The following is a 24,975-nucleotide window of genomic DNA, read 5'->3' as shown; positions in this document are numbered from 1 at the left end:
AGAGAAAGGCAGGACCCCGGAATGACCGAGACGAAGCCACGCGTGTTGATATTGGGAAGCGCTCCGTCAGCTATGGCAGCGCGAGATTGGGCGCGCGATGCTTTTTCGCATATTGTCGCGATCAATAACGCATGGCGGATTCGCCCGGATTGGGACATCCTGATCCACCCCGAGGATTTCCCGCAAGAGAACCAGCCACAGGTACTGGCGGCAGGTCAACGGATCGTCGGTGCAGAGGAATATGTTCCTTTGCAAAACGAATTCGGCGGGTTCGTTTATGCCGGTGGAACGATGGCGTTTACAGCCGGGTATTGGGCTCTGGCCGCGTTGAAACCATCGGTTCTAGCGTATTTCGGGTGTGACATGATTTACCCGAAATCGGGCCAGACGCATTTCTACGGCCAAGGCACGGCTGACCCGTTGCGCGCAGATGTGACCCTTCGGTCGCTCGAGGCGAAGTCGGCGCGCTTGGCCTTATTTGGCGCGGCACAAGGCTGTCACACCGTCCGACTGTCCAGAGGGGAAAGTCGTCTTGTTTTTCCTTCGGTTTCGATCGAGGCGCTATTGTCGACTGATTTGCCGTCGACGGCGGGGATGGCTGCAGCCCTGCGGGCGGAACGCGAATTGGGTTATTTCGTTCCATCGGGACGTTACTGGGAAGAGAGGCAGGCGTTTGATCCCGCCAGCATAGATCGCATTGACCGGCAGTGGTTGTCTGCATACCGACAATCCGAAATAGAGAATGTTGCCTGAATATCCGCTAGGCGGCGAATTTCACCCAAGCCCAAACCATCGCCACATAGGTTAGGTTGTGCAGGCACTGGTCCAGTCCAGCAGCGCGCCAAAAGGCGGCCTGTGACGGCATGAGTTGTTTTTTGTCGGAATAGCTGGCTTTGGCGAAATCGATATTGAAATGAACGATCCACTCAAGTGCCGCGATGATCAAAATAAATGACCACGGCGCGCCAAATAGAAAAAACACGATGAACGAGCCCACAATATGCACTGCTGCATGTTGTGCGCGTCCCATATGGAAATATTCAGCCCGCCCCGCCAGCATTTTGGGCGTCTGGAGGTAGTAGTCCGCAAACATATGTTTGATCTGCAATAAGCAGAGCATCAAAAACACTGCGCCTAAATTGGCATGCAACTGAATCCTCCCGATATCGTCCTGTGGACGAGACTAGGGTTTAATGTGTGGTTGCGCAAATGAACTTGTTCACACTCGGCGAATATCTGATCAAATTTGAAACTATTTGCGTCGTCTGTATTGATTACGGTAACTTCGGGGTGTTGGATTTGCGACACATACGGCAAGATCGGGTCATTGATCCGCTATAGGGGCAGGTTCCATAGAACGCACAATCTTCCGATTTATTTGGAAATATTCGAAACGCGACCAGCTGATTTTGCTGGCCGTCACCTCGACCCTGTTCCCGCTGCTGTATCTGACGCTGGAGCTGCCCAAGCGGATTATCAACGATGCAATTGGTGCGGCCAGCCCCGTGGTGCGCGTTTTTGGATTTGATCTGCCACAGATGACATTTCTGATCATCCTGTGTTTCGCATTTCTTGCGGCAGTTCTTGCCCACGGGTTGATGAAAATGCGGATCAACACGATGAAAGGCGTGTTGAGCGAACGCATGCTGCGCCGTTTTCGGTACCAGTTGATCAGCCGCGCTTTGCGCTTTCCGCAGCCCTATTTCGAAAGGGTCAGTCAGGGCGAGATGGTGTCCATGGTCACGGCGGAAAGTGAACCGATGGGCGGTCTGATGGGCGACGCAATCAGCCAGCCCGTTTTGCAGGCGGGGCAGATGATCACGATTCTGTCGTTCCTGTTCCTGCAAAGTGTTTGGTTTGGTTTGGCGGCGGTTGCTCTTATTCCGCTGCAGGCCTGGTTGATCCCCAAACTTCAGCGGCAAATCAACTTGCTGAACAAGGAACGCATCCAAGAGGTGCGAATACTGGCGGCGCAAATCGGTGAAAACGCTGCCGGGGCTTCGACACTCAGAACCAATGGCGGGTGGCGTTACCGGCGCGCGATGATCTCTGACCAGCTCGGGCGCTTGTTCGGAATTCGGTTTGAAATCTATCAGAAGAAGTTCTTTATGAAGTTCATAAACAACTTCATCTCGCAGCTGACGCCTTTCATGTTCTATCTGGTGGGTGGTGTGCTTGTCCTGCAGGGATCTGTTTCGCTGGGTGCCTTGGTGGCGGCATTGGCGGCTTACAAGGATCTGAGCTCTCCTTGGAAAGAACTGCTGACTTATTACAACCAGACACAGGACATGTCTTTGCGCTGGGACGTTGTCATCGAACGGTTTGCCCCGCCCGGTATGGTGGATGAAAAACTGTTTGAAGAGGAACCAGCAGAGCAGCCTCGTCTGAACAGCGACATCGTTCTGGATCATGTTTCGGTTCGGGATATGGATGGCAACCAGGTGCTGGATGACCTGAACCTGACATTTGCCGGAGGGCAGACAATTGGTATAGCGGCGCCCAGCGAGGAAGACAGGCGCGCGATTGCTGAATTGCTGACGCGTGAAATACTGCCAACATCTGGTCGTCTGGAAATCGGGTCGGAAAGTCTGTCGGGACTGCATCAAAGCACTATCGCGGCGCGGATTGGCTATGCTTCGTCTCGGCCGATCATGTTTCAGGGAACGCTAGGCGACAACGTCATGATGCCCATGCGTTTCAAACCATTGACCGCGCAGACAGACGATCCCGGCTTTGCGGAAACCCAACGCGCCGGAAACAGCGCGGACCCGTTCAAGGCCGAGTGGTTGAACCCGTCTCTGGCCGGAGTGCAGGACGCGGGTGCGCTGCGTGACTGGTGGCTGCACCTGATCGACGGCATGGGTTCGGGCCCCGCCTTGTTCCAGCGCGGGGCGGAACAGGTATTCGAAGCGGATGATCATCTGGCACTTGCCCAGAAACTGGTCGAGCTGCGCCCTGTTATTCAAAAGGCCGTTCACGACGCCGGCCTCGAGCAGCAAGCGTTGATTTTTGACCGCTGCTGTTACAACCCAGCCCTTCCGGTGGCAGAAAACCTGTTGTTCGCAACGCCGCGCGTTCCGGTTACGCAGGAATTGCTGGCGCAGCAATCGGTGTTTCTGGGACAACTGCGCGAGTTGGGTCTGGACGAAACACTGGTCAACCTGACCCGCGATGTGGTCGATATGCTACGGCAGATCTTTGGACTGGATGGTACCGACCACCCGCTGTTCCGAAAATTGGGTCTCGAAGCGCAGACTTATGAAAGCGCGATAGAGCTATTGGAACGCACCCGTGACGAAGGTGTCTCGGGGTTGGACGACGAACAGCTTGCCAATTTGCTGGCGGTTCCAGTGGTCATTTCGGCCGAACAAATTGGCCCTGCATTTTCGGATGAATTGAAAAACCGCATCCTCGAGCTGCGTCACAGCCATTCTGACAAGCTTTTGGAAACGCTGCACGATGTGTTTGTTCCGCTTGATGCCTCAGAATTCGCCCCCGGCCTGACCGTGATGGAGAACGCGCTTTTTGGTAAAGTCAGCCAGATCGGAGGCGCACGGTCCGATGAGGTTCGAAAACTGATCGTGGACGTTTTGGACCAGAACGGTGCGCGCCCGCTGGTTGTCGAATTGATCTACGATGTGCCTGTTGCATTGGGGGGGCAGAATTTGCCAGCCGTATTCGCAGAACCCTTAGCGTTTACACGGGCGACCATCAAGAAACCCGACATTCTGGTTCTGGACAATGCGCTGGCCAGCTATGACATGGCGACACAGGTTGCGGTGTATAAGAACTTGCGCTCATTGCTGCCCGAGACGACGGTAATCTACCTGAACGAACAGTTCGACAACCCGGATGTTTTCGACGCGTATTTCGAAATACGACAGGGGCGGGTGGTGTCAGACGAAGGACCTTCGGACGTGGAAGAAGACAGCGCCGCTTCGGCAGATCTGGCGCGCAAACTACGCGCGCTGGAGCAGACCCCCTTGTTCTCGGGCCTTGATCGTCGACAGCTACGCCTGCTGGCGTTTGGGGCACGTTGGTTCGATGCCAAACCGGGCGAAATCGTATTCCTCAAGGATGATCAGCCGACCGATGGGGCTTATGTGATTCTGGACGGCGAAGCAGGATTGTACCTTCCGCAACAAAGCGGACCGGATCAATTGATCGCGACCGTCGGATCGGGTGCGTTGGTTGGAGAATTGGGGCTTATCCGCAAGGAACCTCGGGCGCTCAGCATGATCGCGGAAACCAACCTGTCCTGTTTGCGGATAGGTGAAGAAGAGTTTCTGGCCGTTGTCGAAAACGATGCCGCCACAGCCTTCAAACTGCTTCAAGTCATCGCCGGGTATGTGTCGAATTAAGGCTGCGGCTTGCAGAACAGGTCATAAAGCAGCCCGATCACTTGGGCTGTATTTCCGTCCTGCAGGGAATAGTAGATCGTCTTGCCGTCGCGACGGGTCGAAACCAGCCCCTCGCCACGCAGCCGTGCCAACATCTGGCTGACCGCGGCCTGTCGGATATCGAGCAGCTTTTCCAGCTCACCCACCGATTTTTCGCCATCTCCCAGATGGCACAGGATCATAAGACGCCCTTCGTGCGCCAATGCCTTTAGAAACGTTGCCGCCCGCGCGGCACTGTCTTGCATATCGGACAAAGCATCTGCCTTGGTCTGAAGGTCATCTTCCTTGAGCGTCACTGCGGGCCTGCCTGCAACTAGGGGGTCGCTGTAATATGCCTCAGATTGCGGGCGGTTGTCACCCCTCGGTTGCAGGGGCACCACCTTGAAACGCGTTACCATTTACATAATCACAGGGATCTTCCTGCATCTGCAGGTGTAGTCCGGTGTCTTGATAGGGGTGCGCACGGGCAAGATCCTCGTCAACTTCGATACCAAGCCCGGGCGCGGTTGGGGCGGTAACGAACCCATCTTCAACCTTTAGACACCCTTTGATCAGCGCGTCGTGGAACGGCGTTTCGATGGTCTCTAACAGAAGGATGTTTGGTATCGACGCCGCCAGGTGAATGTTCGCCGCCCATTCAACCGGTCCGGCATATAGGTGAGGCGCCATCTGCGCATTGAAAACCTCGGCGATGGCGGCAACTTTCTTCATTTCCCAGATGCCCCCTGCGCGGCCCAGAGCAGGTTGCAGGATTTCGGCGGCACCCGCCCGCAAGACAGCGCTGAACTCGGCCTTTGTCGTCAAACGCTCGCCTGTAGCAACAGGAATGCGGACGTTGCGAGCAACGCGTGCCATGTCTGCGATCATGTCCGGTGGCGTAGGTTCCTCGAACCAGAGCGGGGAAAACGGCTCCAGCGCTTGTCCAAGCCGGATCGCACCGGCCGTGTTGAACTGCCCATGGGTGCCAAACAACAGGTCCGCTTTGTCGCCGACGGCTTCGCGGATCGCCTTGCAAAAGGCAACGGACATCGAAATGTCGGACATTGCGGGCATGTGCCCGCCACGTATCGTATAAGGCCCGGCCGGATCGAATTTGACAGCGGTGTACCCGCGCCGCACCATCTCGGCCGCGCATTCCCCGGCCTGATCCGGGGCGGTCCAAAAGTCGTTCAGGTTATGATGCGGTAGGGGGTAGAGGTATGTATAGGACCGAATACGCTCGTTCATCAGCCCACCCAGCAGCGCATAAACTGGGCGATCACGATCTTTCCCTAGGATATCCCAGCACGCGATTTCGAGCCCGGAAAAGGCCCCCATCACGGTCAGGTCCGGGCGCTGAGTAAAGCCGCTGGAATATGCCCGACGAAACATCAGTTCAATGTTCTCGGGGTTTTCACCTTGCATGTGACGTTCGAAAACGTCGCGAATGACATGTTGCATCGCGTCGGGGCCGACCGATGACGCGTAGCATTCACCCCAGCCCGTGATGCCTGTGTCCGTCGTGACCTTGACCAGGATCCAATAGCGCCCACCCCAGCCGGGGGCAGGCGGTGCGGTGACGATGATATCCAGATCCTGCAGCTTCATGGCATCTCCTCCGGCGCGTCTTGTCAGGTTCTGTCGAAGACGATGACGTTTCTTTTTGCTGATCCGGTTTTGGTATCAGCGATCGCATCATTGATTTGCGACAATGACCAACGGCCCGAGATCAGCTCATCCAGTTTCAAGCGGCCCTGTTCGTACAAGTCGATCATCCACGGGATATCCCGCTGGATGACAACGTCGCCCATTTTGGACCCGACCAAACCCTGACCCAGCGCGGCCAGAATTACCGGTTCGTAATTTGCGGTATCACCGGAATGAGGCATCCCGATCATGACCGCCTTACCGCCCGGTCCCAGATATCTGGGTGCCTGGTCATAGGCTGGAATTGCACCAACGGTGATCAGAACAGCGTCTGCTCCGCGCCCGCCCAAAGCTTTGTAGGCGTCTTTCCACGGCGTTCCAGAGGTCGCAAGCACGCCGTGCGTTGCCCCGAATTCCATCGCAATATCCAGCTTTTCCTCCGTCATATCGACGGCCACTATGCGCCGTGCTCCGGCAATGCGCGCGCCCTGGATTGCGTTCAGTCCGACACCGCCCGCACCAATCACAACCACGTCTTGCCCCGGACGAAGACCAGCCGCGTTTACCGCTGCGCCGACGCCCGTAATCACCCCGCAGGACAACAAACTTGCCACGTCTTTTGGCATGGTCTCGGGTATTTTCACGATCTGTCGATGGCTGACCACAACCTTTTCCGCGAATGCGCCGCACGCCATAGCTTGCTCGAGCGGCCCACCATCGGACGTGCGCAGTGGCCCCTTGACCGTGTCATAAGGCGTTTCGCAGATTGTTGGCTTGCCCCCCGCGCAGGATGGGCAGGACCCGCAAGCGCGGATCAGTGTCACAACCACCGCGTCGCCAACCTCAAAATCACCGGCGGATGATCCGACGGCCGTGATGACGCCTGCGGCCTCGTGCCCATAAACTGCCGGCAGAAATCCACCCCACGCGCCGCTGGCATATGAGATGTCCGAGTGACAGATGGCGACGGCGTCCAGTGTCACCTCAACCTCGCCAGACCCCGGAGGTGCGATTTGCACGTCTTCGATGATCAGAGGCTCGTCAAACGCCCTGCAGACGGCGGCTTTGATTGTTTGCATTGCTTCCCTCGCTCGCTTTGGACCACGGTGGCGTGCTAGAAAGCGTATCGCAAGGCGGAAACCGTCACGGATATGTCGTTGTTAGGCCTTTACGTTGCGTGCTTTGATAAACAGGGCAAAGCCTATGACCATCAGAACCATAGCCAGCAAAAACGGGGCACCGGGTAAGTAGATGCCAGTTCCGGGTCTGGCGAAATGGGCAAAGACACTGGTCATGAGCAGAGGCGAAATCACCATTGAAAGCGCGTGAAGGGATGTCAGAACGCCCTGCAATTCGCCCTGTTGCGAATCCGGCGTGGCGCGGGACGTCATGGCCTGAAGTGCTGGCGTAACGACCGCGCCCAGAGCGGTGATTGGGATCAGCATAAGGGCAATGAACCCGTTCGTCAGAAATGCCAGCAAAAGGAAGCTGAGAATTTCGAAACCCATCCCGTAGATAATCGTTACCCGTTCGCCCAGGTATCTGGTGGCGGGGCGGATCAACCCGCCCTGAACAGCCGCCATGCCGATGCCATAGACCCCAAGGGACAGGCCGATCATCTGCGGTGACCACCCAAACCGTTCGGTGGTGAAGTAAGCCCAGATGGCAGGGTAGACATAAATCGAAACGGAATAGAGGAAATACACCCACAGAAGGGGCCGAATACCTGGCAAAGCAGCGATTGCACGCAGGGAATTGATCGGGTTTGCGCGCTTCAGGCTGAATGCCCTGCGTGTTTTGTCGGTCACTGTTTCTGGCATGACAAACAGGCCGAACACAAACGTCAGTCCCGACAAACAGGCCGCGGCCCAGAAAGGCGCGCGGGTGCCATATTCGCTCAGTAGACCTCCGATCACAGGGCCCAGCACAAAGCCCACACCGAAGGCGGCGCCCAAAAGGCCAAAGTTCGCGGCCTTTTCCGCAGGCTTCGATACATCCGCCATGAACGCGGCTGCAGTTGCGTGTGTGGCTGCTGTGATCCCGCCGACAACTCTACCTACCAGCAGCAGCCAGATGCTGCCTGCCATAGCCATCACAACATAGTCCAGCGACATCACAAACAGTGACACCAGAAGGATAATTCGACGCCCATACGCATCCGAGAGATTGCCGAGCACCGGGCCAAATACGAATTGCATCGCCGCGAATACGGTACTGAGGACACCGCCCCAAATCGCTGCGCTAGCAAGCGTTCCGCCCTGAACCTCGACAATGAGTTCCGGCATGATTGGCAGCACCAGACCTATGCCCATGGCATCGATCATGACTGTCAGCAGAACGAAGAAATAGGGCAGGCGCATGAAAACCGCAGATTGGTGATTTCGGTTACTCTAGTTAGACGCGGTCGCGTGTCAAAGACATCCGTGGTCAGTCTTGCGTGGTGAGCGCGTTTTCAATCGTGCTCAGGACGCCTGCAAGCTCGGCGGGGTGCGAGAAGAACGGTGAATGCCCGCTGTTCATGTTGTGGCGCATGTGCGCTGGAACACTGTGGCTCATTTGTTCTTGATACTCGGTTGGGATCGTTTGGTCATCCAATGTGCGAATATAGGCCTTTGGAACGCTTGAGAAATTTTCGCCTAAGGGGAGGGGGGTGTCTTGCGGCGCGATCGCCTGTGGGCACAGGCGGGCAAAGGCGTATGGCGTAATTTCCGGTGCGCAGTCATGATAAAAAAGACCCTGAACCTTGTCAGGTTTTACGGAATATGACAGCCCATCAGCCGACTTTTCAACCGCATCCCCAATGGTTTGCCGCGGGGATTGTTTTCGCATTTCGATCATCGACAGCCCGTCACGCGGAACGTAAGCGCAGAGGTACACCAGCGCACGCATGGCTTTGGGGTTTTCCTCAGCGGCCGCGCTTATCGGGTAACCACCCCAGGAATGGCCGACGATGATAGTTTGCGGTGTGCTTGCCGACAGCACGGCGTCGCGACAATTCCAAAGCGTCACATCGCCGATGGGTGTCGGATCGGCACCGTGGCTTGGCATGTCAATAGTGCGTGCCGTATGCCCCAACTTTTCGAGCGCGGGGATCAGATCGCGCCAGCACCACGCTCCATGGCACGATCCATGAACCAAAAGGAATTCCGCCACAGCTTTGCTCCTTTTTTATATATGTCCGATTTCGGTCAAAAACGCCCGCAACAGATCGGCATATTCGGCGGGGCGTTCAACACATGGCAGGTGTCCCGCTCGGCGTATCAATTCAAAGCGAGAGCCCGGGATCAAATCAATGGTCTCTCTTACCAGATCGGGCGGGGTAGAGCCATCCTCGCTGCCCGCAATTCCCAAGGTTGGCAGGCGCAGGCCGCTTGTCGGTGTGTAGAAATCGGTGCCTGAGATTGCGGCGCAACAGCCCACATAACCGTGCTGCGATTGACGGACCATCATATTGCGCCAAAGCAAATGCTCGGGCGAGGCAAGGAAATCCTTGGAAAACCAACGGGTCATGGTTGCGTCGGCCAACGCTTCGATACCGTCCGCCTGAACTGCGTCCATCCTGTCCTGCCACATCGCAGGGGTTCCGATTTTGGCAGCCGTGTTTGAGAGGACAAGACCGCGGATCAGGTCAAGTCGTTTGACTGCGAGGCCCTGTGCAATCAAGCCGCCGATCGAAAGGCCCACGAACACGCAGTCGCGCACCTCAAGGTGATCCAGCAGGCGTTCTGCGTCACGTACTAGTGATCCCATCGAATATGGTGCTGTTGGCGCCGAGGACAGCCCGTGTCCCCGCTTGTCGAATCTGACGATCCGAAGACCCGCGGGCAAAAACGGCAATATCGCATCCCAAAGGCGCAGATCTGTCCCCAGTGAGTTGGCGAAAACAATGGGCGGTCCGTCGGGATCTCCGTCGATCTGGTAATGGATTTGCACATCGCCGAAACCTGCAATTTGCATTGTATGATCTCCGTTCATCCCCGTAGAAGCCGCCAATCTGCCCGACACATCGCAGACGGTCAGGTCAGGAATTCCAGCGCTTTGCCAAAAATCGCTGGGTCGGCATTCCCGCCAGACGCCACCACTATCACCGCGTCCCCTTTGATTTCGTCACTGCGAAACAGTGCCGATGCAAGCGAAACGGCTCCACCAGGTTCAAGGGTGATCTTGAGGCGGAGGCAGGCCAGGGCCATTGCGTGCAATGCCTCGTCTTCTGACACCGAAAGGCCCGGCCCGCACAATCGGTTGAGAATTGGAAAAGTAATGTCTCCGGGCTGTGGGGTCAGGATCGCATCGCAGATATTGCCGGAAGCCGCTGGATTGCTTTGAATGCGACCGGCAGCAAGCGAACGTTTGACGTCATCAAAGCCCTCTGGCTCACACGGGCGGGCGCGCAGACCGGGGGCATGTCCCTCAAGCGCCAGGGCGATCCCTGATGTCAGGCCTCCGCCCCCGCAACAGACCAGAACGTCGGCGTTTTGAACGCCCATTTCCGCCGCTTGGCGGGCGATCTCAAGGCCAACAGTGCCTTGCCCTGCGATAACCTGAGGTTCGTCATAGGGTCGGATCAAGGTTAAACCGCGCTCGGCGGCAATAGCCTCGCCGATGTCTTCACGGCTTTCGTTGGCGCGGTCGTACAAAACGACCTCTCCGCCCAGGGCACGAGTATTTTCGATCTTAAGTTGCGGTGCATCCGACGGCATTACGATGACAGAAGAAATCCCGTGCAGTGCCGCGGCATAAGCCACGCCCTGCGCGTGGTTCCCCGAAGAATAGGCGATCACGCCGCGTTGACGATCCGCAGCGCTGAGCGCCGAAATTGCCGACCATGCCCCGCGGAATTTGAAGCTGCCCGTGTGCTGCAGGCATTCCGGTTTCACAAGCACTCGTCGACCCGCCAGTTCATCCAGAAACGGAGAGGTCAAAAGAGGGGTCATCCGCGCGTGCCCATCCAAGCGGGTTGCAGCGGCTTCGATCATGTCCAGCGTGCTCATACGGCGTCCAATACCTTTCGAATGAGGTCAAGAGAGTCCGGCTCATCCAGAAATGGCGCATGGCCGCGATCCGGTACTTCGACGGACAAAAGGCCGGGGTGTCTTACATGCATCTGGGTCAGAGTGTCCTTTCCCAAAATATCAGAGTTCTGTCCCCGAATAGCGCCCGTCGGGATATCTTTCAGCGCTTCGAAAAACAACCACATGTCGGGGATTGCCCCTGCCGCAGCCTGCTCCAACAAAGCCTTGCGCAGGGCAGGGTCATATCGCATCCGAAGGCCTTGCGCGGTTTCTTCGTATTGAATACGGGCTTGCTGTTGCCAACGCGTCAGGGACACGCCGGGAAACATCGGCTCCATCAGATGCTGTAATGCAAGCGCGGCCTCGTCGTAGGTTTTTGCCGCGGGTTGCTTGCCGACATAGTCCATGATCTTTGCGATACCCGACAGCTCAAGTACGGGCCCCACATCGTTCAGTACGACCCCCGATAGGCGTTCGGGATGACTGGCGGCCAAAGCCATCGCGATAAGCCCACCGCGCGATGTTCCTATAACGGTGACCCGATCAAGTCCGAGGTGATCCAGCAATTCGACCACGTCGTGAGATTCGCGCAAAACGTTGTAGTTCATGAAGTCAGGATCATAGTCCGACTGACCACGTCCCCGATAATCCATGGCGATCATGCGCATGTCCGAAAGGTGCGGGGCGAGGAAGGAAAAGTCGCGGGTATTACGTGTCAAACCTGCAAGACACAGGACGGGTTTTCCCGTGCCCGTGTCCTCAAAATACAGGTTGATGTCGTCTGAGGTCTTGAAAAAAGGCATCAGAGTCCAGCGATCTGCGGAATGGTTGTAAGGTCCGAGAGAACATGTGCGGGTTTCCACGGTAACCGGTCCATCGGCTCGCCTGCACGGTTCACCCAAGTGGTGACAAAGCCGTATCCACTGGCGCCAGCCGCATCCCATCCGTTTGAGCTGACGAACAGAACTTCGTCACGTGAACCGCCAAAACGCTTTTGAACAAGGTCGTAGACTGTTGAGTGCGGTTTGAAGACGCCGACACTCTCGACAGACAAAACGTCATCCAGCACATCGCCTATGCCAGCCGACTGCACTGCACCGTCCAACATCGGCGGTGAACCGTTTGACAGGATTGCGGTCTGCAATCCTCCGGCTTTCAAGGCGGCAAGCATCTGGGGCACCTCTGGGTAGGCCTGCAGTTCCCAATACAAGTCAAGCAGGCGTTGCCGCAGTTTTGCGTCGCCGTCCAAACCGGCGGCTTCCAGTGCCCAGTCCAAGCCGTCTTGTGTAACGTCCCAGAAATCCGCATGCGCATTCGCAACCGCGCGCAGCCACGTGTATTGCAGCTGCTTCAGCCGCCAATGGTTCGCCACCTCGGGCCATTTGTCTTGCAAAGCTTCAAAACCCGGCTCGGTCGCAGCTTGACGGGCCGCAGCGGCAACATCGAACAGCGTGCCATATGCATCAAAAACACAAGTTGTAATCGGCATTTCATCCCCTCCCTCGGTCGGGCGCAGGTTTGCACAACGCTGCGGCGCTTAAAAGAGGGAAGGGTTTACAAAGACGTGTCAGACCGTAGGTTTGGCCGTTCAACTCTTTGAAGGCCGGAGGCCAAAATGACCGCAATCAAGCAGGGCGACACTGTTCGCATTCACTATACCGGGACGTTGCTGGACGGGAACGTATTCGACAGTTCGGATGGGCGGGACCCGTTGGAATTTGTGGTCGGATCCGGCCAGATCATACCGGGACTGGATAGTGCCATGCCGGGTCTGGCAGTGGGCGATAAGAAGCGGGTCGAGATTGCCTGCATTGATGCCTACGGCCCCATCAATCCGGCCATGCGGCAGGACATCCCGCGCGAGGGCATCCCCGATGACATCCCGCTGGAGCCGGGTTCGCAACTTCAGATGCAGACACCGGATGGTCAGGTTATGCCGGTTACAGTCGTTGAAGCCAACGAGGCAACTGTAACTCTGGATGCCAACCACCCGTTGGCGGGTCAGGACCTGATTTTTGACATTGAAGTCGTCTCAATCAACTGACCGTTTGGCAGTCAGAGTGGGTTAGCCCGCAGCCAGGCTGGCCCACGATACAAAGGCTGTACGGATTTGCGGTTGTGTGAAAAACACAAACAAAATCAATAGTGTTGTCAGCACCAACAGCGCCAAGCGCCCGCGTACAGTCAAAAAACCCGGTTTGCGTCTGGACCGCGAACTGCGCTTGTTGCTTTCAAGTATGTGATCGGCTTTGCTCATGCCGATATCTCTGCCGGTGAAAGATGGTCAAATCTGGGCACCGGCAGGGAAAGTTCAGGTCACATGAAATCTGGTTGCGGCATTCCCAGCACATGGAAACCACCGTCGACGCGGATAATCTCCCCCGACGTACAAGCCCCAGCATCCGAGGTCAGGTAAACTGCGGTCCCGCCAACGGCCTCAAGCGTCGCGTTCGAACGCATTGGCGCATTGTTATCGCAGAACTTGTAGGTTTTACGCGCACCGCCGATTGCGGCACCGGCCAACGTCTTCATTGGGCCGGGCGAGATTGCGTTGACGCGAATCCCTTCGGGGCCCAGATCATTGGCCAAATAACGCGTCGCCGATTCCAGTGCAGCCTTCGCTACGCCCATCACGTTGTAATTCGGTACAACACGATTCGATCCCTGATAGGTCAGCGTCAAAAGCGTACCGCCATTGTCTTTCATCAGCGGATACGCGCGCCGTGCAACTTCGATAAACGAGTACGCGGACACATCCATCGAGTGTTTGAAATTCGCGCGCGTCGTATTCAGAAACCGACCCGTCAGTTCCGACTTGTCTGAATAAGCGATTGCGTGAACCACAAAATCAATCGTCGGCCAGCGTTCGCCCAGTTCCGAAAAAGCCCGATCTAGCGAGTCGTCATCGGTGACATCCGCATCAACCATGAAATCGCTGCCGAGGCTTTGGGCCAAAGGTTCCAACCTTTTGCCGAATGCCTCGCCCTGATAGGTGAAAGCCAGCTCAGCGCCAGCCTCGTGCATGGCCTTGGCGATACCCCAAGCGATCGAGCGGTCGTTCGCCACGCCCATGATCAGGCCGCGTTTACCTTTAAGAAGATCCGACATCACATTCACCCGTTAAACTTTGACAGAACCATGGATCCATTCGTGCCACCAAAGCCAAAGCTATTGGTCATCACACTGTCCAAACCCGCGTTTTCAACCACTTGAGTTGCAATTTCACCGGGCAGAATGCCTTCGGCAAGAGTGTCGACGTTAATCGACGGCGTAATAAAGTCGTTGTCCAGCATCAAAAGGCAGAAGATCGCCTCTAGCGCGCCAGCCGCACCCTGCGCATGGCCGGTCATCGACTTGGTCGACGAAATGGGCGGCACGTTGCCTTCGCCAAAGATACGGCGCACTGCTTCGACCTCGCCCACATCACCGACTGGGGTCGAGGTGCCGTGGGCGTTGATGTAGTCAACCTTTCGCCCTTCGGGCAAGGTCGACAACGCCAGACGCATCGCGCGTTCGCCGCCTTCGCCTGATGGGGCCACCATGTCGTGGCCATCGGATGTGGCCGCATAGCCGGTTACCTCGGCGTAAATCTTGGCGCCGCGTGCCAACGCGTGGTCCAGATCTTCAAGCACGACGATGCCGCCACCGCCCGAGATCACGAAACCGTCGCGGTCCTGATCAAAGGCACGAGAGGCTTTTTCGGGCGTGTCGTTGTACTTGGACGACATCGCGCCCATCGCGTCGAACAGGCAGGACAGAGTCCAGTCCAGTTCCTCGCCGCCGCCTGCAAACATAACGTCCTGCTTACCCAGCATGATCTGTTCTGCTGCATTACCGATGCAGTGCAGCGAAGTCGAACAGGCCGAGGTGATCGAATAGTTGATGCCCTTGATCTTGAATGCGGTCGCAAGGTTTGCGGAAATGGTTGAGCACATGCATTTGGGTACCGCAAACGGGCCGATACGTTTCGTCGCACCGTTCTTCAGAACGGTCTGATGAGCCGTCAGCATGGCACTGGTCGAGGGACCGCCGGAACCGGCCACCAACCCCGTGCGTGGGTTCACGACCTGATCTTCGCTTAGACCGGAATCCGCAATCGCTTGGCTCATTGCAATATGGGCGTAGGCCGCGCCGGGCCCCATGAACCGCAGGGTCCGCTTGTCCACATGTTCGGCTACGTTGATTTTCAGCGACCCGGCGATCTGGCTGCGAAAGCCGTGCTCAATCATCTGCTCATTGGCTTCGATGCCGGATTTTCCGGATTTGAGTGAGGCCAAAACCTCTGCGGCATTGTTCCCGATGGAGGAGACAATCCCCAAACCGGTGACAACTACTCGACGCATGTGCGTGCTCCTTATTTCGAGCCCATCAGGCTCAGGCTTCGGACAGAACGACTTTCATGTCCTTGACGTCGTAAATCATTTCACCGTCCGCTTCGACGATTCCGTCTGCGACACCCATGGTCAGGCGACGCGTCTGGATCGCTTTTTTGAAATCGATTTTATAAGTCAGCATCTTACGGTCCGGGCGGACCATGCCGGTCAGCTTGACCTCGCCCACACCGACGGCCATGCCGCGCCCCTGCCAGCCACGCCAACCCAGATTGAAGCCTGTAAGCTGCCACAATCCGTCAAGACCAAGGCAGCCGGGCATGATCGGGTTGCCCGGAAAATGGCAGTCAAAGAACCATAGGTCAGGCGTAATGTCGAACTCGGCCAGTACGTGGCCCTTACCATGTTCACCACCATCAGCCGAGATATCGGTGATACGGTCCATCATCAACATTGGTGGGGCGGGCAACTGCGCATTGCCGGGGCCGAATAATTCGCCACGGGCGCATTTCAGCAGATCATCCTTGTCAAAGCTGCTCGGGAATTGGGCCATTCTGCCGCCTCTCCTGCCGGGGTTCGTTCATTTAATCTGGCCTCGTCTAGCACCCGTTAGCAAGGTCCTGCAAGAGCGGCGGCCCACATCCTGTTGTGTTCAGTCTATTCTTTGCGAATGAATTTCATTTGAAATTACCTGAGTACAACACTTATATATATACCAGCAACAAAACGGTATCGGATTCATGACACCAGAAAGCCAGAGCATCGCCACCGATTGGTTGGTTCAAGCCGGACTGCGCCCGACGCGGCAACGCGTGGCCTTGGCTGAACTTCTGGTGGGTGATGGCCGTCATCGCCATGTAACGGCGGAAAGCCTGTTTGAATCGGCCAAGAAGAATGGCGATGCTGTTTCGCTCGCAACTGTTTACAACACGTTACGTGCGTTCTGTGACGCAGGTGTGTTGCAGGAAATCACTGTGGATGGGTCGAAAAGCTATTTCGACACCAACACGCACGACCACCCGCATTTCTTCTGGGAAGACGAAGGTCGCCTGAGCGACGCACCGTCCGAAGAGTTGGTGATTCAGCGTCTGCCCAAAGCGCCGGAAGGTGTGGAAATCGCGTCCGTCGACGTGGTAATCCGTCTGCGCAAGAAGTAACTAACAACTGTTTCTGATGTCAGGCTGACGTGGTACCCACGCGCGCAGCCGTATTCGCTTAGACGCTGGCCAATGCCAACGCTAGGCTGGCGGTGACTTCTAAAGTTAGGGCTTGAACAAGGTCTCGCACCCCGGGCAAAACACCCGAAATTCTACCGGAGACCAAGATGACCCACCCACTTGTTACGCAAGAGATGATCGATACCTACCAGCGCGACGGTGTGGTTTTGGTCAAGGGGCTGTTCGCAGACTACGTGAATACCCTTCGGGAAGGTATTGAAACCAATATGGTCACGCCGGGCCCCTATGCTTCGGACAACAAAAAGCAGGGTGAAACAGGTCTGTTCTTTGATGATTACTGCAATTGGTCGCGTATCGAACAGTTCCAGGATGTCGTTCATAACTCTCCAGCTGCCGAGGTAGCTGCGGATCTGATGAAATCCAACACGGTGCAGATGTTTCACGACCATGTTCTGGTCAAAGAACCCGGTACGTCGATGGCGACGCCGTGGCATCAGGACGGTCCCTATTATTTTGTCGAAGGTCAACAAACCATCAGCTTCTGGTCTCCTCTTGACCCGGTCAAACAAGCGACGTTGCGATGCGTCGCCGGATCGCATCGATGGGAGAAAGAGGTGCTGCCGACCCGTTGGGTGTCAGAGGCTGGCTTCTTTCCGGATGAAGGGCAGTACATTCCCGTGCCCGACCCGGATGCCGAGGGCATGACGGTGATGGAGTTCGAGATGGAGCCTGGCGACGCTGTGGCGTTCAATTACCGTACTTTGCACGGGGCGCGCGGAAACCATTCTGACAGCCGTCGTCGTGCATTTTCCCTGCGTCTTGTCGGTGATGACGCCCGCTATGTCGAAAGGCCGGGGCGCACGTCTCCGCCTTTCCCGGGGCATGATATGGTGCCGGGCCAACGCTTGCGTCAGGACTGGTTTCCCATTCTGTTGCGCCGTCAGAACCACTGACCGGTTTCGATAAGGCCCAAGTCCAGCAATTGACCCGAGGTCCATTCGAACGCAATCGAGTTGCGCCACTGAAACGTCGGGATATCAAACGTCGAACCGGCATTGGACTTGAGCGCTTTGGCCGCCCGGAAAGAACAGATTGCCGCTGTCAGATTGTGGTGCCATGGGCAGGAATAGGTGTTGTATTCCGGCGCGTCAAAACTGTGGTCCGGCAGGATATGCAGCCCTTTTTGGGACTTGAATAATCCTATCCGATCAATCCGGCGGCGTTCATAGGGTATGTGATCTTCGAATCGCCACCGCAGGCCACCGGACATGTCGAGCTGTCTTTCAAGCGGATGTCCTTCGGTCGTGTGCCGCGCATGGGCGTAATAGCCGACCCTGTCCAACATCGCCCGATCCGGTGCGACCCCGTTTGGGTAGGCACCAAGGTCGTCGGCATAGAGGTCCACCACATGGGTCAGCATCGCGTTCCGACGCTCTTCCTTGTGAAAAGCCAGCATCTCTCCGACTGAGCGGGTCTCGCAGAAGGGAAAGAACAGGTATTCGGCGTTGTAGCAGTAATACATCCACAGGTCGGGTGCCGATTGGATCACTTTGTTAATGGTCTCGAACACCACCGTTCGTGGCGCACAAGTCAGCGTGACCCTGTGTATTCTGTCAGACAGATCGGGGCTGAGCACAAACTCGGCAGGCATAAAGGCGATCAGAGCTTTGAAGCCGAGATTCAGATGATGGCGTATCGTGCTTTCCACCTCGACATTGTCTTCAGCGAAAATCAGGGCGATTGGACCCTTGGCAAGCGCTATGCGGCCAGATTGCAGGAAAGAGGAAAGGGTGTCGTACTGCATCGCCTGTTTGGTTCCGCTTTGCTGGCGTTTTCGGACAAAATCAGGTAATCGCGCGGGCATTGCAAGCGGCGTTCGTTGAGTATAGACGACGCCGATCCCGCGAACGCAAAGGCCATACCCATGTCAGAACCCAAAAAGCTGTACATCAAGACCTATGGTTGTCAGATGAATGTCTACGACAGCGAGCGTATGGCTGAAACGTTGGGCGGGCAGGGCTATGTGGAAACGCAAAGCCCAGACGACGCGGATATGATTCTGCTGAACACTTGTCACATTCGGGAAAAGGCCGCGGAAAAAGTTTATTCCGAGTTGGGTCGCTTTAAAGGCCTGAAAGCCGAAAAGCCGGATCTGAAGATTGGTGTGGCAGGATGCGTTGCGCAGGCAGAGGGCGAAGAGATCATGCGCCGGCAGCCGTTGGTCGATCTGGTTGTCGGTCCGCAAAGCTATCACCGTCTGCCCGAGATGGAAGCGAAGACGCGCGAAGGTGCCAAGGCGCTGGACACGGATTTCCCTGAAGAAGACAAGTTCGAAAAACTCAAAAACCGGCCCAAGGCCAAGCGCGGCCCAACTGCTTTTCTGACTGTGCAGGAAGGCTGCGACAAGTTCTGCGCGTTCTGTGTTGTGCCCTATACACGTGGCGCCGAAGTTAGCCGCCCCGCCGACCGCATCATTCGCGAGGCGCAGGATTTGGTTGAGCGTGGCGTGCGCGAGATTACGTTGCTTGGCCAGAACGTGAATGCATACCATGGTGCCGGGCCCAACGGTGACATGACGCTGGCTGGGCTGATCTGGGAATTGAACAAGGTCGACGGGCTGGAGCGTATTCGATTCACGACCTCGCACCCCAATGACATGGCCGATGACCTGATTGAGGCGCACGGAACATGTGAAAAGCTGATGCCCTATCTACACCTGCCGGTTCAGTCGGGCTCGGATCGGATTCTGAAACGGATGAACCGCAGTCATACGGCCGACAGCTATCTGCGTCTGATCGAACGCATCCGTGAAGCACGGCCTGATATCATGATGTCGGGCGACTTTATCGTGGGCTTTCCTGAAGAGACCGACGAGGACTTTCAGGCAACGCTCGATCTGGTCGAGCAGGTCAGGTACGGGTACGCCTATTCCTTCAAATATTCGACACGTCCGGGAACACCCGCGGCCGAGCGGTCTCAGGTTGATCCCGAAGTGGCGGATGACCGCCTACAGCGCCTGCAGGCCTTAATCACAAAGCACCAGCGTGAAATTCAGGATGCAATGGTCGGGCGGAATGTCAAAGTTCTGTTCGAAAAACCTGGGCGTTTGCCGGGGCAGATGGTCGGAAAATCCGAGTATCTTCATTCAGTTCACGTCTCTGGCGCAAGTTTGGAGGTCGGTGAATTGAGGGACGTTCGAATTACTGCATCCGGGGCAAATTCTTTGGCAGGCGAACTAATCTGACAACGCCCGGTGTTTAAGATGGGTAAATGCCGTTGACGTTAGGTTCGAAAATTTACCCTTGATTTATCAATTGGAACTATGCTCCGAGAAAAGTCAGGTTTTTTAGGGGCCTACAGACAACATGCCCCTGAAATTCCCTTGTATGTATCGACCCTGGGAATGGTTGGGGGGGCGTTGGAGGGTGCGAGTGAGTATTCTGAAGAACGTGATTAGACAGAATCTGCATCTGCTATTGGCGACTGCAATCTCTTTCGCCGGGCTGTCCAGCGCGACGGCCGCAGGGAATCTGGACGCTGTTGTGACAGATCCTCCGGTCGCCAGCCCTCAGACAGAAAGCAAGAACATCAGTGCCTTTTATCTGGGTTTGTCTGGCATCTATTCGATTGGCGGCACCGATCAGTTTGGTTTGAATACACCGACGCAAATTTTTCCAATCGGCGAATTGGATTTGAAAGGAACGCTCGGCGGGGTTCGGGCAGGTTGGCGCGGTATTCTGCCCTTTCGGGGCAATCGCAGCTATGTATATGGCGTCGAACTGGGCTATGACTTTGGGTCGCTTGACGACGAAGTGACCACAAACATCAGCGGAGCGACGGTCACAGGCGGATCCGAGGTCTCGGATGTCTTATCGATTCGATTTCGTAATGGCATCACCAACAAAAGCGGTTCGCTTTTGTACTTTGTTTCGGCAGGGTACGTCCGGGGCGATGTGGAGACCACGAACAGCATTTCTGTAGGAACCGTGACGCAGTCTTTTCAGGAAAGTGACAGCCGCAACGGCTTTTCGGCCAGTATCGGGCTTGAGCATTACCTGAGTGATGACTGGTCGATCACCGGTGAGTTTGAGTATGTGCAGTTTGAGGCTGAAGACATTGAATTCGAGAATGGATTCTCGACACGCTCAACTCCGAAATACAGCGGCTTAAGGTTTGGATTGAACTATACGTACTGAACCTGTGGGCTCGCCCGTCACCCTAAGGCCGGGTGAGATACGGCATGTGCGCAAAAGCCGTGGGCGGTTTTATCATCCGTTTGCGAAAATTTAATTCTGTGGCTTGCGCCCACCGGGAATTGTTGTCACGCTCAGGGTGAAACGCCAAGACAGGAGAACGTATTGGCCATCGGTGCCCTGACCCCACCGCAAGACGAAATGCCCCAACGAGAGGCGTTTGTAGAATTTCCCGACAACCGGTTGTTGATTGATCTTTGCGGCGAATACGACCGCAACCTGACCGATATCGAACATAAGCTGTCCGTCCAGATTGTGCGCCGCGGCAACCAGTTGGTTATCATGGGAGACGAGGAAGCCCAAAAACAAGCGATCGAGGTGCTTCAGGCGCTCTATACCCGTTTGGAAACGGGGAAAGAGGTAGAAGCCGCAGACGTGGATCGCGAGCTGCGCATGGGCAGTTCTGAGCAGGGAACTGGTAGCCGCGACGGCGATCAGCTTGAGATGTTCAAGGGCGGCACGGTCGAGATCAAAACCCGCAAGAAGCTGGTTGAGCCGCGCACGGACGCTCAGAAAGCGTATGTGCAGTCATTGTTCAACAACGAACTGGCGTTTGGAATCGGCCCCGCCGGAACGGGTAAGACCTATTTGGCTGTCGCTGTTGGGGTCTCGATGTTTATCGGTGGTCACGTGGACCGCATTATCCTCAGCCGTCCTGCGGTCGAGGCGGGTGAAAAGCTGGGCTATTTGCCGGGGGACATGAAGGACAAAGTCGATCCTTATATGCAGCCGTTGTACGATGCGCTGAATGACTTTTTGCCGGGCAAGCAGCTCGCGAAATTGATCGAGGAAAAGCGTATTGAAATCGCGCCCCTGGCCTTTATGCGCGGACGTACACTGGCAAATGCCTTTGTCGTTCTGGACGAAGCACAGAATGCCACGACCATGCAGATGAAGATGTTCCTGACACGCTTGGGCGAGGGGAGCCGTATGGTAATCACCGGTGACCGGTCTCAGGTCGATCTGCCGCGCGGTGTGCAATCTGGCTTGGCTGATGCAGAGCGGTTGTTGAAGACGATCCCGAATATCAGTTTCAATTACTTCACGTCGAAGGATGTTGTACGCCACCCACTTGTGGCCGCCATTATCGAGGCGTATGAGGCCGACGCGGGCCGCGAAACCGGTTAGTATCGGGGTCTCGCGCAAGGGGCTTTGGATTTCTACGCATGAATTTGGAACTAACCGTGGAAGACGCGCGCTGGCAGGGACTTGAGGCCTTGGCCCAACGTGCGATCAAAGCTGTGTTGGATCATGTCGGTTTGGATCACGAACTTTGTGAGATCAGCGTTCTGGGATGTGATGACGACCGAATTGCTGAATTGAACGCAGAGTTTCGGGAAAAGCCCACACCTACAAATGTTCTGAGTTGGCCGGCCGAGGATTTGGCGCCAGAGATCGCAGGTCAGCGGCCTGTCTCTCCGCAGCCGGATTTTACCGGAGAAATCGCCCTTGGCGATATCGCGATTTCCTACGACACCTGCGCCCGCGAAGCGTCAGAGGCGGACAAATCGCTGCAGGATCACGTGACTCATTTGATCGTTCACGGAATGTTGCATCTGCTGGGATACGACCACATTCGTGACCCTGACGCCACTTTGATGGAGCGGGTCGAGGTCGAGATACTTGGCAAAATGGGTATTGATGACCCATATACTGTTTAGTACGGGCCTTTTGAGGCCGATCATTTGGAATGGGATAATGGGCGATACAGACGGCAGTTCTATGGCGGCGCAGGGCGCGCAATCAAAGGACAGCACCGATAATTTCAAAGAGAAAACGGGTTTCTTTTCTCGAATAGTGGACGCGTTCTCGTCACCGGAAGAGCAAGAGGCCTCGGCGGTCAACGGGCATGAGGCCGACAAAGTGCAGCCAAGAGGCATGATCAACCTGCGCAGGATGCGTGTTGAAGACGTCGCGATCCCGACGGCTGAAATCATCTCGGTCTCATCGACCATTTCCAAGGATGAATTGGCGCAGGTTTTCCGTGAAAGTGGTTTGTCGCGTATTCCTGTTTATGAAGGCACGCTGGACACACCACTGGGATTTGTTCACCTCAAGGACTTTGCCCTGACGCATGGTTTTAACGGGTCGTCCTCGGATTTTGATCTGGTTTCTATGCTGCGGACCCTGTTGTTTGTGCCGCCCTCCATGCCGATTGGGGTTTTGCTGACCAAGATGCAGACCGAGCGTCGGCACATGGCTCTTGTCATAGACGAATACGGCGGTGTGGATGGTTTGTTGACCATCGAGGACTTGATCGAACAGGTTGTGGGCGAAATTGCTGACGAGCACGACGCCGATGAAAGTCAGCTATGGGTGCAGGAAAAGCCGGGATGCTATGTCGTGCAGGCCCGTGTTCCGCTGGAAGACTTCGAGGCGGAAATTGGCCGCTCGCTCACCAGTCACGAAGATGTCGACGAAGAGGAAATCGACACTTTGGGCGGGTTGGTCTTCATGCTGTCCGGACGCGTTCCTGCGCGAGGTGAGGTTGTTTTGCATCCCGAAGGCCCCGAGTTCGAGGTCATTGATGCGGACCCACGCCGGATCAAACGTTTGCGCGTTATGCTTCCGGATCTTGTTGCATGAACCCTGCCGAGGGCTGGCCGTTCTGGTTGAACTTTGGTCTTTCTTTGGGATTGGGCGCAATTGCCGCCTTTGGGCTCGCACCATTTGGCTTTTGGTATGCAACGCTTTTGGCCCTGGTGGGCCTTGCGCCGTTGTTTTTGGCCACGCGAACGCGCTCGCAGTCGGCCTGGTTGGGATGGGCCTTTGCAACCGGTTATTTTGCTCACGCGCTGAGTTGGATTGTCGAACCTTTTCTCGTTGACGCAGAGCGTCACGCGTGGATGGCGCCGTTTGCCTTGGTGTTCATGGCGGGTGGTTTGGCTTTGTTCTGGGCTTTTGCCTTTTGGCTGGTCCGCAAGCCAGGGGCTTCGGGCGTGGGCCAAGCCATCCTGCTGGCTTTGGCGGTTTCCCTGGCCGAGGGCGCGCGGGGTTATGTGCTGACCGGCTTCCCTTGGGCGGGGCTGGCTCAGGTCTGGGTTGACGCGCCACCAGCGCAGCTTTTGTCATGGATCGGGCCCTATGGGCTTGGTGCGTTGACACTGTTGGTGACGCTGCCTTTGGGCGCGGCATTGACCGAAAGAGCCGGTTTCAAATGGCCGGCGCTTCTGTCTCTTACGGGGGTTGGGGTCGTGATTTTATGTGCAGTCACCCGGCCGACCGTTGAAAACACTGAGCATGTGGTGCGGCTGGTTCAACCCAACGCGCCCCAACATCAGAAATGGGACCCTGCGTTCAAGGATTTGTTTTTTGCACGCCAGATCGACTTTACTGCGGCGCAACCCCGACCCGACCTGATTGTGTGGCCGGAAACCTCGGTCCCGGCTTGGCTTGGAAGTGCTCAGCCTTACTTGGACGCGATTGCCGACGCGGCGGACGGTACCCCTGTCATTTTTGGCATTCAGCGCGGCGACGGTCCGCAGATCTACAACTCGATGATTTACCTCAACGAAGAAGGGCAACAAGCGGCGCTTTACGACAAACACCATCTGGCCCCATTCGGGGAATACGTCCCGTTTGGAGAGCTTATGGCCCGGTTCGGCATTCATGGGATGGCAGCCACCACCGGGCATGGGTTCAGTTCAGGCCCCGGGGCGGCTTTGATTGAGGTCGGGAAATTGGGCGCAGCACTACCGCTCATCTGCTATGAGGCGGTTTTCACACAGGATGTCTTATCCGCCCCCGGTCGAGCTGATTTTTTGCTGCAAATCACCAATGACGCCTGGTTTGGTACGCGATCAGGCCCCTATCAACATCTCGCGCAGGCGCGGATGCGGGCGATCGAACAGGGTCTGCCCATGATGCGGTCGGCCAACACAGGTGTTTCGGCGATGATTGACCCGCTTGGGCGTATGACAGATGCACTTGCACTAGGCGAAGCCGGATACATAGACGCCCTGTTGCCCGCTCCACTGTCGCCTACCATTTATTCCCGGCTAGGCGATTGGCCGATTTTTGCGGCTATTCTGGCCTTTCTGGCGCTGCATTGGCGCAACGCCCGCAGATTACTGTCATAATTACCGATTGACCCGCTTTATATGTAAGCGTATCCAATCGCTTGCCCGTCACAACGGCTTCCTGGCGTGACGGGGAAATCTTAATGGAGCACATTT

The 24,975-nt window shown here is 56.3% G+C and carries 25 protein-coding genes and 1 riboswitch; of the genes, 11 read left to right on the top strand and 14 right to left on the bottom strand.

Translation table 11 applies throughout. The annotated features are described in order from the left end of the window. The first annotated feature begins 21 nt into the window (after window positions 1-21). Window positions 22-753 carry a hypothetical protein gene (locus ACR0DG_RS05010; RefSeq protein ID WP_480694869.1) on the top strand — a complete coding sequence of 244 codons (732 nt, stop codon included), beginning with the start codon at window positions 22-24 and terminating at the stop codon, window positions 751-753. 7 nt (window positions 754-760) lie between these two features. On the opposite strand, the gene ACR0DG_RS05005 is transcribed toward ACR0DG_RS05010, so the two are convergent. Then, window positions 761-1,120, bottom strand: coding sequence for a DUF3307 domain-containing protein (locus ACR0DG_RS05005; RefSeq protein ID WP_480695013.1), 360 nt, complete (start codon window positions 1,118-1,120; stop codon window positions 761-763). A 244-nt stretch (window positions 1,121-1,364) separates the two neighbouring features. Between ACR0DG_RS05005 and ACR0DG_RS05000 the strand changes: the two genes are divergently transcribed. Beyond that, window positions 1,365-4,361, top strand: a complete 2,997-nt coding sequence (locus ACR0DG_RS05000) for an ABC transporter transmembrane domain-containing protein (protein ID WP_480695011.1) — start codon at window positions 1,365-1,367, stop codon at window positions 4,359-4,361. Here the strand turns inward: ACR0DG_RS05000 and ACR0DG_RS04995 are convergent. The 9 genes from ACR0DG_RS04995 to ACR0DG_RS04955 all read right to left on the bottom strand — a co-directional run bounded on the left by ACR0DG_RS04995 (window position 4,358) and on the right by ACR0DG_RS04955 (window position 12,527). Further along, the gene (locus ACR0DG_RS04995) at window positions 4,358-4,645 is read right to left on the bottom strand and encodes an ArsR/SmtB family transcription factor (protein WP_480695009.1); all 288 of its coding nucleotides are present in this window, start codon (window positions 4,643-4,645) and stop codon (window positions 4,358-4,360) included. The genes ACR0DG_RS05000 and ACR0DG_RS04995 overlap by 4 nt on opposite strands. 109 nt (window positions 4,646-4,754) lie before the next feature. Next, window positions 4,755-5,987 carry a mandelate racemase/muconate lactonizing enzyme family protein gene (locus ACR0DG_RS04990; RefSeq protein ID WP_480694867.1) on the bottom strand — a complete coding sequence of 411 codons (1,233 nt, stop codon included), beginning with the start codon at window positions 5,985-5,987 and terminating at the stop codon, window positions 4,755-4,757. A 23-nt stretch (window positions 5,988-6,010) separates the two neighbouring features. Continuing rightward, window positions 6,011-7,105, bottom strand: a complete 1,095-nt coding sequence (locus tag ACR0DG_RS04985) for a Zn-dependent alcohol dehydrogenase (RefSeq protein WP_480694865.1) — start codon at window positions 7,103-7,105, stop codon at window positions 6,011-6,013. An 81-nt stretch (window positions 7,106-7,186) separates the two neighbouring features. Further along, window positions 7,187-8,386 (bottom strand): TCR/Tet family MFS transporter, encoded by a 1,200-nt coding sequence (locus tag ACR0DG_RS04980; RefSeq protein ID WP_480694863.1) that lies wholly within the window; start codon window positions 8,384-8,386, stop codon window positions 7,187-7,189. 67 nt (window positions 8,387-8,453) lie between these two features. After that, window positions 8,454-9,179: an alpha/beta fold hydrolase gene (locus tag ACR0DG_RS04975; protein WP_480694861.1), complete on the bottom strand. Its 726-nt coding sequence runs from the start codon at window positions 9,177-9,179 to the stop codon at window positions 8,454-8,456. A gap of 15 nt (window positions 9,180-9,194) precedes the next feature. Beyond that, window positions 9,195-9,983: a 3-oxoadipate enol-lactonase gene (pcaD, locus tag ACR0DG_RS04970; RefSeq protein ID WP_480694859.1), complete on the bottom strand. Its 789-nt coding sequence runs from the start codon at window positions 9,981-9,983 to the stop codon at window positions 9,195-9,197. A 59-nt stretch (window positions 9,984-10,042) separates the two neighbouring features. Further along, a complete protein-coding gene (locus ACR0DG_RS04965; RefSeq protein ID WP_480694857.1) occupies window positions 10,043-11,017 on the bottom strand; it encodes a threonine ammonia-lyase in 975 nt (324 codons plus the stop codon). Next, on the bottom strand, window positions 11,014-11,841 hold the full coding sequence (locus ACR0DG_RS04960) for an alpha/beta fold hydrolase (RefSeq protein ID WP_480694855.1): 828 nt from the start codon (window positions 11,839-11,841) through the stop codon (window positions 11,014-11,016). The genes ACR0DG_RS04965 and ACR0DG_RS04960 overlap by 4 nt, the downstream gene beginning before the upstream one ends. After that, a complete protein-coding gene (locus tag ACR0DG_RS04955; protein WP_480694853.1) occupies window positions 11,841-12,527 on the bottom strand; it encodes a haloacid dehalogenase type II in 687 nt (228 codons plus the stop codon). Before ACR0DG_RS04955 ends, ACR0DG_RS04960 begins: the two co-directional genes overlap by 1 nt. A gap of 126 nt (window positions 12,528-12,653) precedes the next feature. Here ACR0DG_RS04955 and ACR0DG_RS04950 point away from each other — a divergent pair, with 126 nt between their 5' ends. Further along, complete coding sequence (locus ACR0DG_RS04950; protein ID WP_480694851.1) at window positions 12,654-13,082, top strand: FKBP-type peptidyl-prolyl cis-trans isomerase; 429 nt, start codon at window positions 12,654-12,656, stop codon at window positions 13,080-13,082. 272 nt (window positions 13,083-13,354) lie between these two features. Here ACR0DG_RS04950 and ACR0DG_RS04945 read toward each other — a convergent pair whose 3' ends face one another. The 3 genes from ACR0DG_RS04945 to fabA are packed head-to-tail and all read right to left on the bottom strand — an operon-like array spanning window position 13,355 to window position 15,922. Next, the gene (locus tag ACR0DG_RS04945) at window positions 13,355-14,146 is read right to left on the bottom strand and encodes an enoyl-ACP reductase FabI (RefSeq protein ID WP_480694849.1); all 792 of its coding nucleotides are present in this window, start codon (window positions 14,144-14,146) and stop codon (window positions 13,355-13,357) included. A 5-nt stretch (window positions 14,147-14,151) separates the two neighbouring features. Continuing rightward, the gene (fabB, locus tag ACR0DG_RS04940; RefSeq protein WP_480694847.1) at window positions 14,152-15,381 is read right to left on the bottom strand and encodes a beta-ketoacyl-ACP synthase I; all 1,230 of its coding nucleotides are present in this window, start codon (window positions 15,379-15,381) and stop codon (window positions 14,152-14,154) included. 31 nt (window positions 15,382-15,412) lie between these two features. Continuing rightward, a complete protein-coding gene (gene fabA / locus ACR0DG_RS04935; protein ID WP_480517532.1) occupies window positions 15,413-15,922 on the bottom strand; it encodes a bifunctional 3-hydroxydecanoyl-ACP dehydratase/trans-2-decenoyl-ACP isomerase in 510 nt (169 codons plus the stop codon). A gap of 187 nt (window positions 15,923-16,109) precedes the next feature. Here fabA and irrA point away from each other — a divergent pair, with 187 nt between their 5' ends. Together irrA and ACR0DG_RS04925 are read left to right on the top strand one after the other, a co-directional pair. Next, entirely contained in the window at window positions 16,110-16,526 is a 417-nt protein-coding gene (gene irrA / locus ACR0DG_RS04930; protein WP_480694845.1) for an iron response transcriptional regulator IrrA, read from the top strand. Window positions 16,527-16,693: 167 nt separating this feature from the next. Next, a complete protein-coding gene (locus ACR0DG_RS04925; RefSeq protein WP_480694843.1) occupies window positions 16,694-17,500 on the top strand; it encodes a phytanoyl-CoA dioxygenase family protein in 807 nt (268 codons plus the stop codon). Here the strand turns inward: ACR0DG_RS04925 and ACR0DG_RS04920 are convergent. Continuing rightward, entirely contained in the window at window positions 17,488-18,411 is a 924-nt protein-coding gene (locus tag ACR0DG_RS04920) for a hypothetical protein (protein ID WP_480694841.1), read from the bottom strand. The two genes, ACR0DG_RS04925 and ACR0DG_RS04920, sit on opposite strands and share 13 nt — an antisense overlap. Window positions 18,412-18,471: 60 nt before the next feature. Between ACR0DG_RS04920 and miaB the strand changes: the two genes are divergently transcribed. The 6 genes from miaB (at window position 18,472) to lnt (ending at window position 24,879) form a co-directional block, all read left to right on the top strand. Continuing rightward, window positions 18,472-19,791 (top strand): tRNA (N6-isopentenyl adenosine(37)-C2)-methylthiotransferase MiaB, encoded by a 1,320-nt coding sequence (miaB, locus tag ACR0DG_RS04915; protein WP_480694839.1) that lies wholly within the window; start codon window positions 18,472-18,474, stop codon window positions 19,789-19,791. Window positions 19,792-19,978: 187 nt separating this feature from the next. Then, on the top strand, window positions 19,979-20,743 hold the full coding sequence (locus ACR0DG_RS04910) for an outer membrane protein (protein WP_480694837.1): 765 nt from the start codon (window positions 19,979-19,981) through the stop codon (window positions 20,741-20,743). A 162-nt stretch (window positions 20,744-20,905) separates the two neighbouring features. Then, on the top strand, window positions 20,906-21,928 hold the full coding sequence (locus ACR0DG_RS04905) for a PhoH family protein (RefSeq protein ID WP_480694835.1): 1,023 nt from the start codon (window positions 20,906-20,908) through the stop codon (window positions 21,926-21,928). A gap of 38 nt (window positions 21,929-21,966) precedes the next feature. Further along, on the top strand, window positions 21,967-22,461 hold the full coding sequence (gene ybeY / locus ACR0DG_RS04900; RefSeq protein WP_480694833.1) for an rRNA maturation RNase YbeY: 495 nt from the start codon (window positions 21,967-21,969) through the stop codon (window positions 22,459-22,461). Window positions 22,462-22,498: 37 nt separating this feature from the next. Next, the gene (locus ACR0DG_RS04895; protein ID WP_480694832.1) at window positions 22,499-23,386 is read left to right on the top strand and encodes a hemolysin family protein; all 888 of its coding nucleotides are present in this window, start codon (window positions 22,499-22,501) and stop codon (window positions 23,384-23,386) included. Further along, the gene (lnt, locus tag ACR0DG_RS04890) at window positions 23,383-24,879 is read left to right on the top strand and encodes an apolipoprotein N-acyltransferase (protein WP_480694830.1); all 1,497 of its coding nucleotides are present in this window, start codon (window positions 23,383-23,385) and stop codon (window positions 24,877-24,879) included. Before ACR0DG_RS04895 ends, lnt begins: the two co-directional genes overlap by 4 nt. Window positions 24,880-24,921: 42 nt before the next feature. Beyond that, window positions 24,922-24,970, top strand: a riboswitch (SAM-SAH riboswitch). Window positions 24,971-24,975: the final 5 nt, after the last annotated feature.

The organism is Ruegeria sp. BG8 (assembly GCF_056538325.1).
Note: the sequence above shows the minus strand (reverse complement) of the source record. Positions and strands in the feature narration are given on the sequence as shown.

Excerpts from the sequence above, each read along its gene's own strand:
- ACR0DG_RS05010 (WP_480694869.1), top strand. The coding sequence starts at position 22 with ATGACCGAGACGAAGCCACGCGTGTTGATATTGGGAAGCGCTCCGTCA.
- ACR0DG_RS04895 (WP_480694832.1), top strand. The coding sequence starts at position 22,499 with ATGGGCGATACAGACGGCAGTTCTATGGCGGCGCAGGGCGCGCAATCA.
- ACR0DG_RS04990 (WP_480694867.1), bottom strand. The coding sequence starts at position 5,987 with ATGAAGCTGCAGGATCTGGATATCATCGTCACCGCACCGCCTGCCCCC.
- fabA (WP_480517532.1), bottom strand. The coding sequence starts at position 15,922 with ATGGCCCAATTCCCGAGCAGCTTTGACAAGGATGATCTGCTGAAATGC.
- ACR0DG_RS04960 (WP_480694855.1), bottom strand. The coding sequence starts at position 11,841 with ATGCCTTTTTTCAAGACCTCAGACGACATCAACCTGTATTTTGAGGAC.
- irrA (WP_480694845.1), top strand. The coding sequence starts at position 16,110 with ATGACACCAGAAAGCCAGAGCATCGCCACCGATTGGTTGGTTCAAGCC.
- ACR0DG_RS04965 (WP_480694857.1), bottom strand. The coding sequence starts at position 11,017 with ATGAGCACGCTGGACATGATCGAAGCCGCTGCAACCCGCTTGGATGGG.
- ACR0DG_RS04945 (WP_480694849.1), bottom strand. The coding sequence starts at position 14,146 with ATGTCGGATCTTCTTAAAGGTAAACGCGGCCTGATCATGGGCGTGGCG.
- lnt (WP_480694830.1), top strand. The coding sequence starts at position 23,383 with ATGAACCCTGCCGAGGGCTGGCCGTTCTGGTTGAACTTTGGTCTTTCT.
- ybeY (WP_480694833.1), top strand. The coding sequence starts at position 21,967 with ATGAATTTGGAACTAACCGTGGAAGACGCGCGCTGGCAGGGACTTGAG.
- ACR0DG_RS04985 (WP_480694865.1), bottom strand. The coding sequence starts at position 7,105 with ATGCAAACAATCAAAGCCGCCGTCTGCAGGGCGTTTGACGAGCCTCTG.
- ACR0DG_RS04920 (WP_480694841.1), bottom strand. The coding sequence starts at position 18,411 with ATGCCCGCGCGATTACCTGATTTTGTCCGAAAACGCCAGCAAAGCGGA.
- ACR0DG_RS04995 (WP_480695009.1), bottom strand. The coding sequence starts at position 4,645 with ATGCAAGACAGTGCCGCGCGGGCGGCAACGTTTCTAAAGGCATTGGCG.
- ACR0DG_RS04925 (WP_480694843.1), top strand. The coding sequence starts at position 16,694 with ATGACCCACCCACTTGTTACGCAAGAGATGATCGATACCTACCAGCGC.
- pcaD (WP_480694859.1), bottom strand. The coding sequence starts at position 9,983 with ATGCAAATTGCAGGTTTCGGCGATGTGCAAATCCATTACCAGATCGAC.
- ACR0DG_RS04980 (WP_480694863.1), bottom strand. The coding sequence starts at position 8,386 with ATGCGCCTGCCCTATTTCTTCGTTCTGCTGACAGTCATGATCGATGCC.
- ACR0DG_RS04955 (WP_480694853.1), bottom strand. The coding sequence starts at position 12,527 with ATGCCGATTACAACTTGTGTTTTTGATGCATATGGCACGCTGTTCGAT.
- ACR0DG_RS04950 (WP_480694851.1), top strand. The coding sequence starts at position 12,654 with ATGACCGCAATCAAGCAGGGCGACACTGTTCGCATTCACTATACCGGG.
- fabB (WP_480694847.1), bottom strand. The coding sequence starts at position 15,381 with ATGCGTCGAGTAGTTGTCACCGGTTTGGGGATTGTCTCCTCCATCGGG.
- miaB (WP_480694839.1), top strand. The coding sequence starts at position 18,472 with ATGTCAGAACCCAAAAAGCTGTACATCAAGACCTATGGTTGTCAGATG.
- ACR0DG_RS05005 (WP_480695013.1), bottom strand. The coding sequence starts at position 1,120 with ATGCTCTGCTTATTGCAGATCAAACATATGTTTGCGGACTACTACCTC.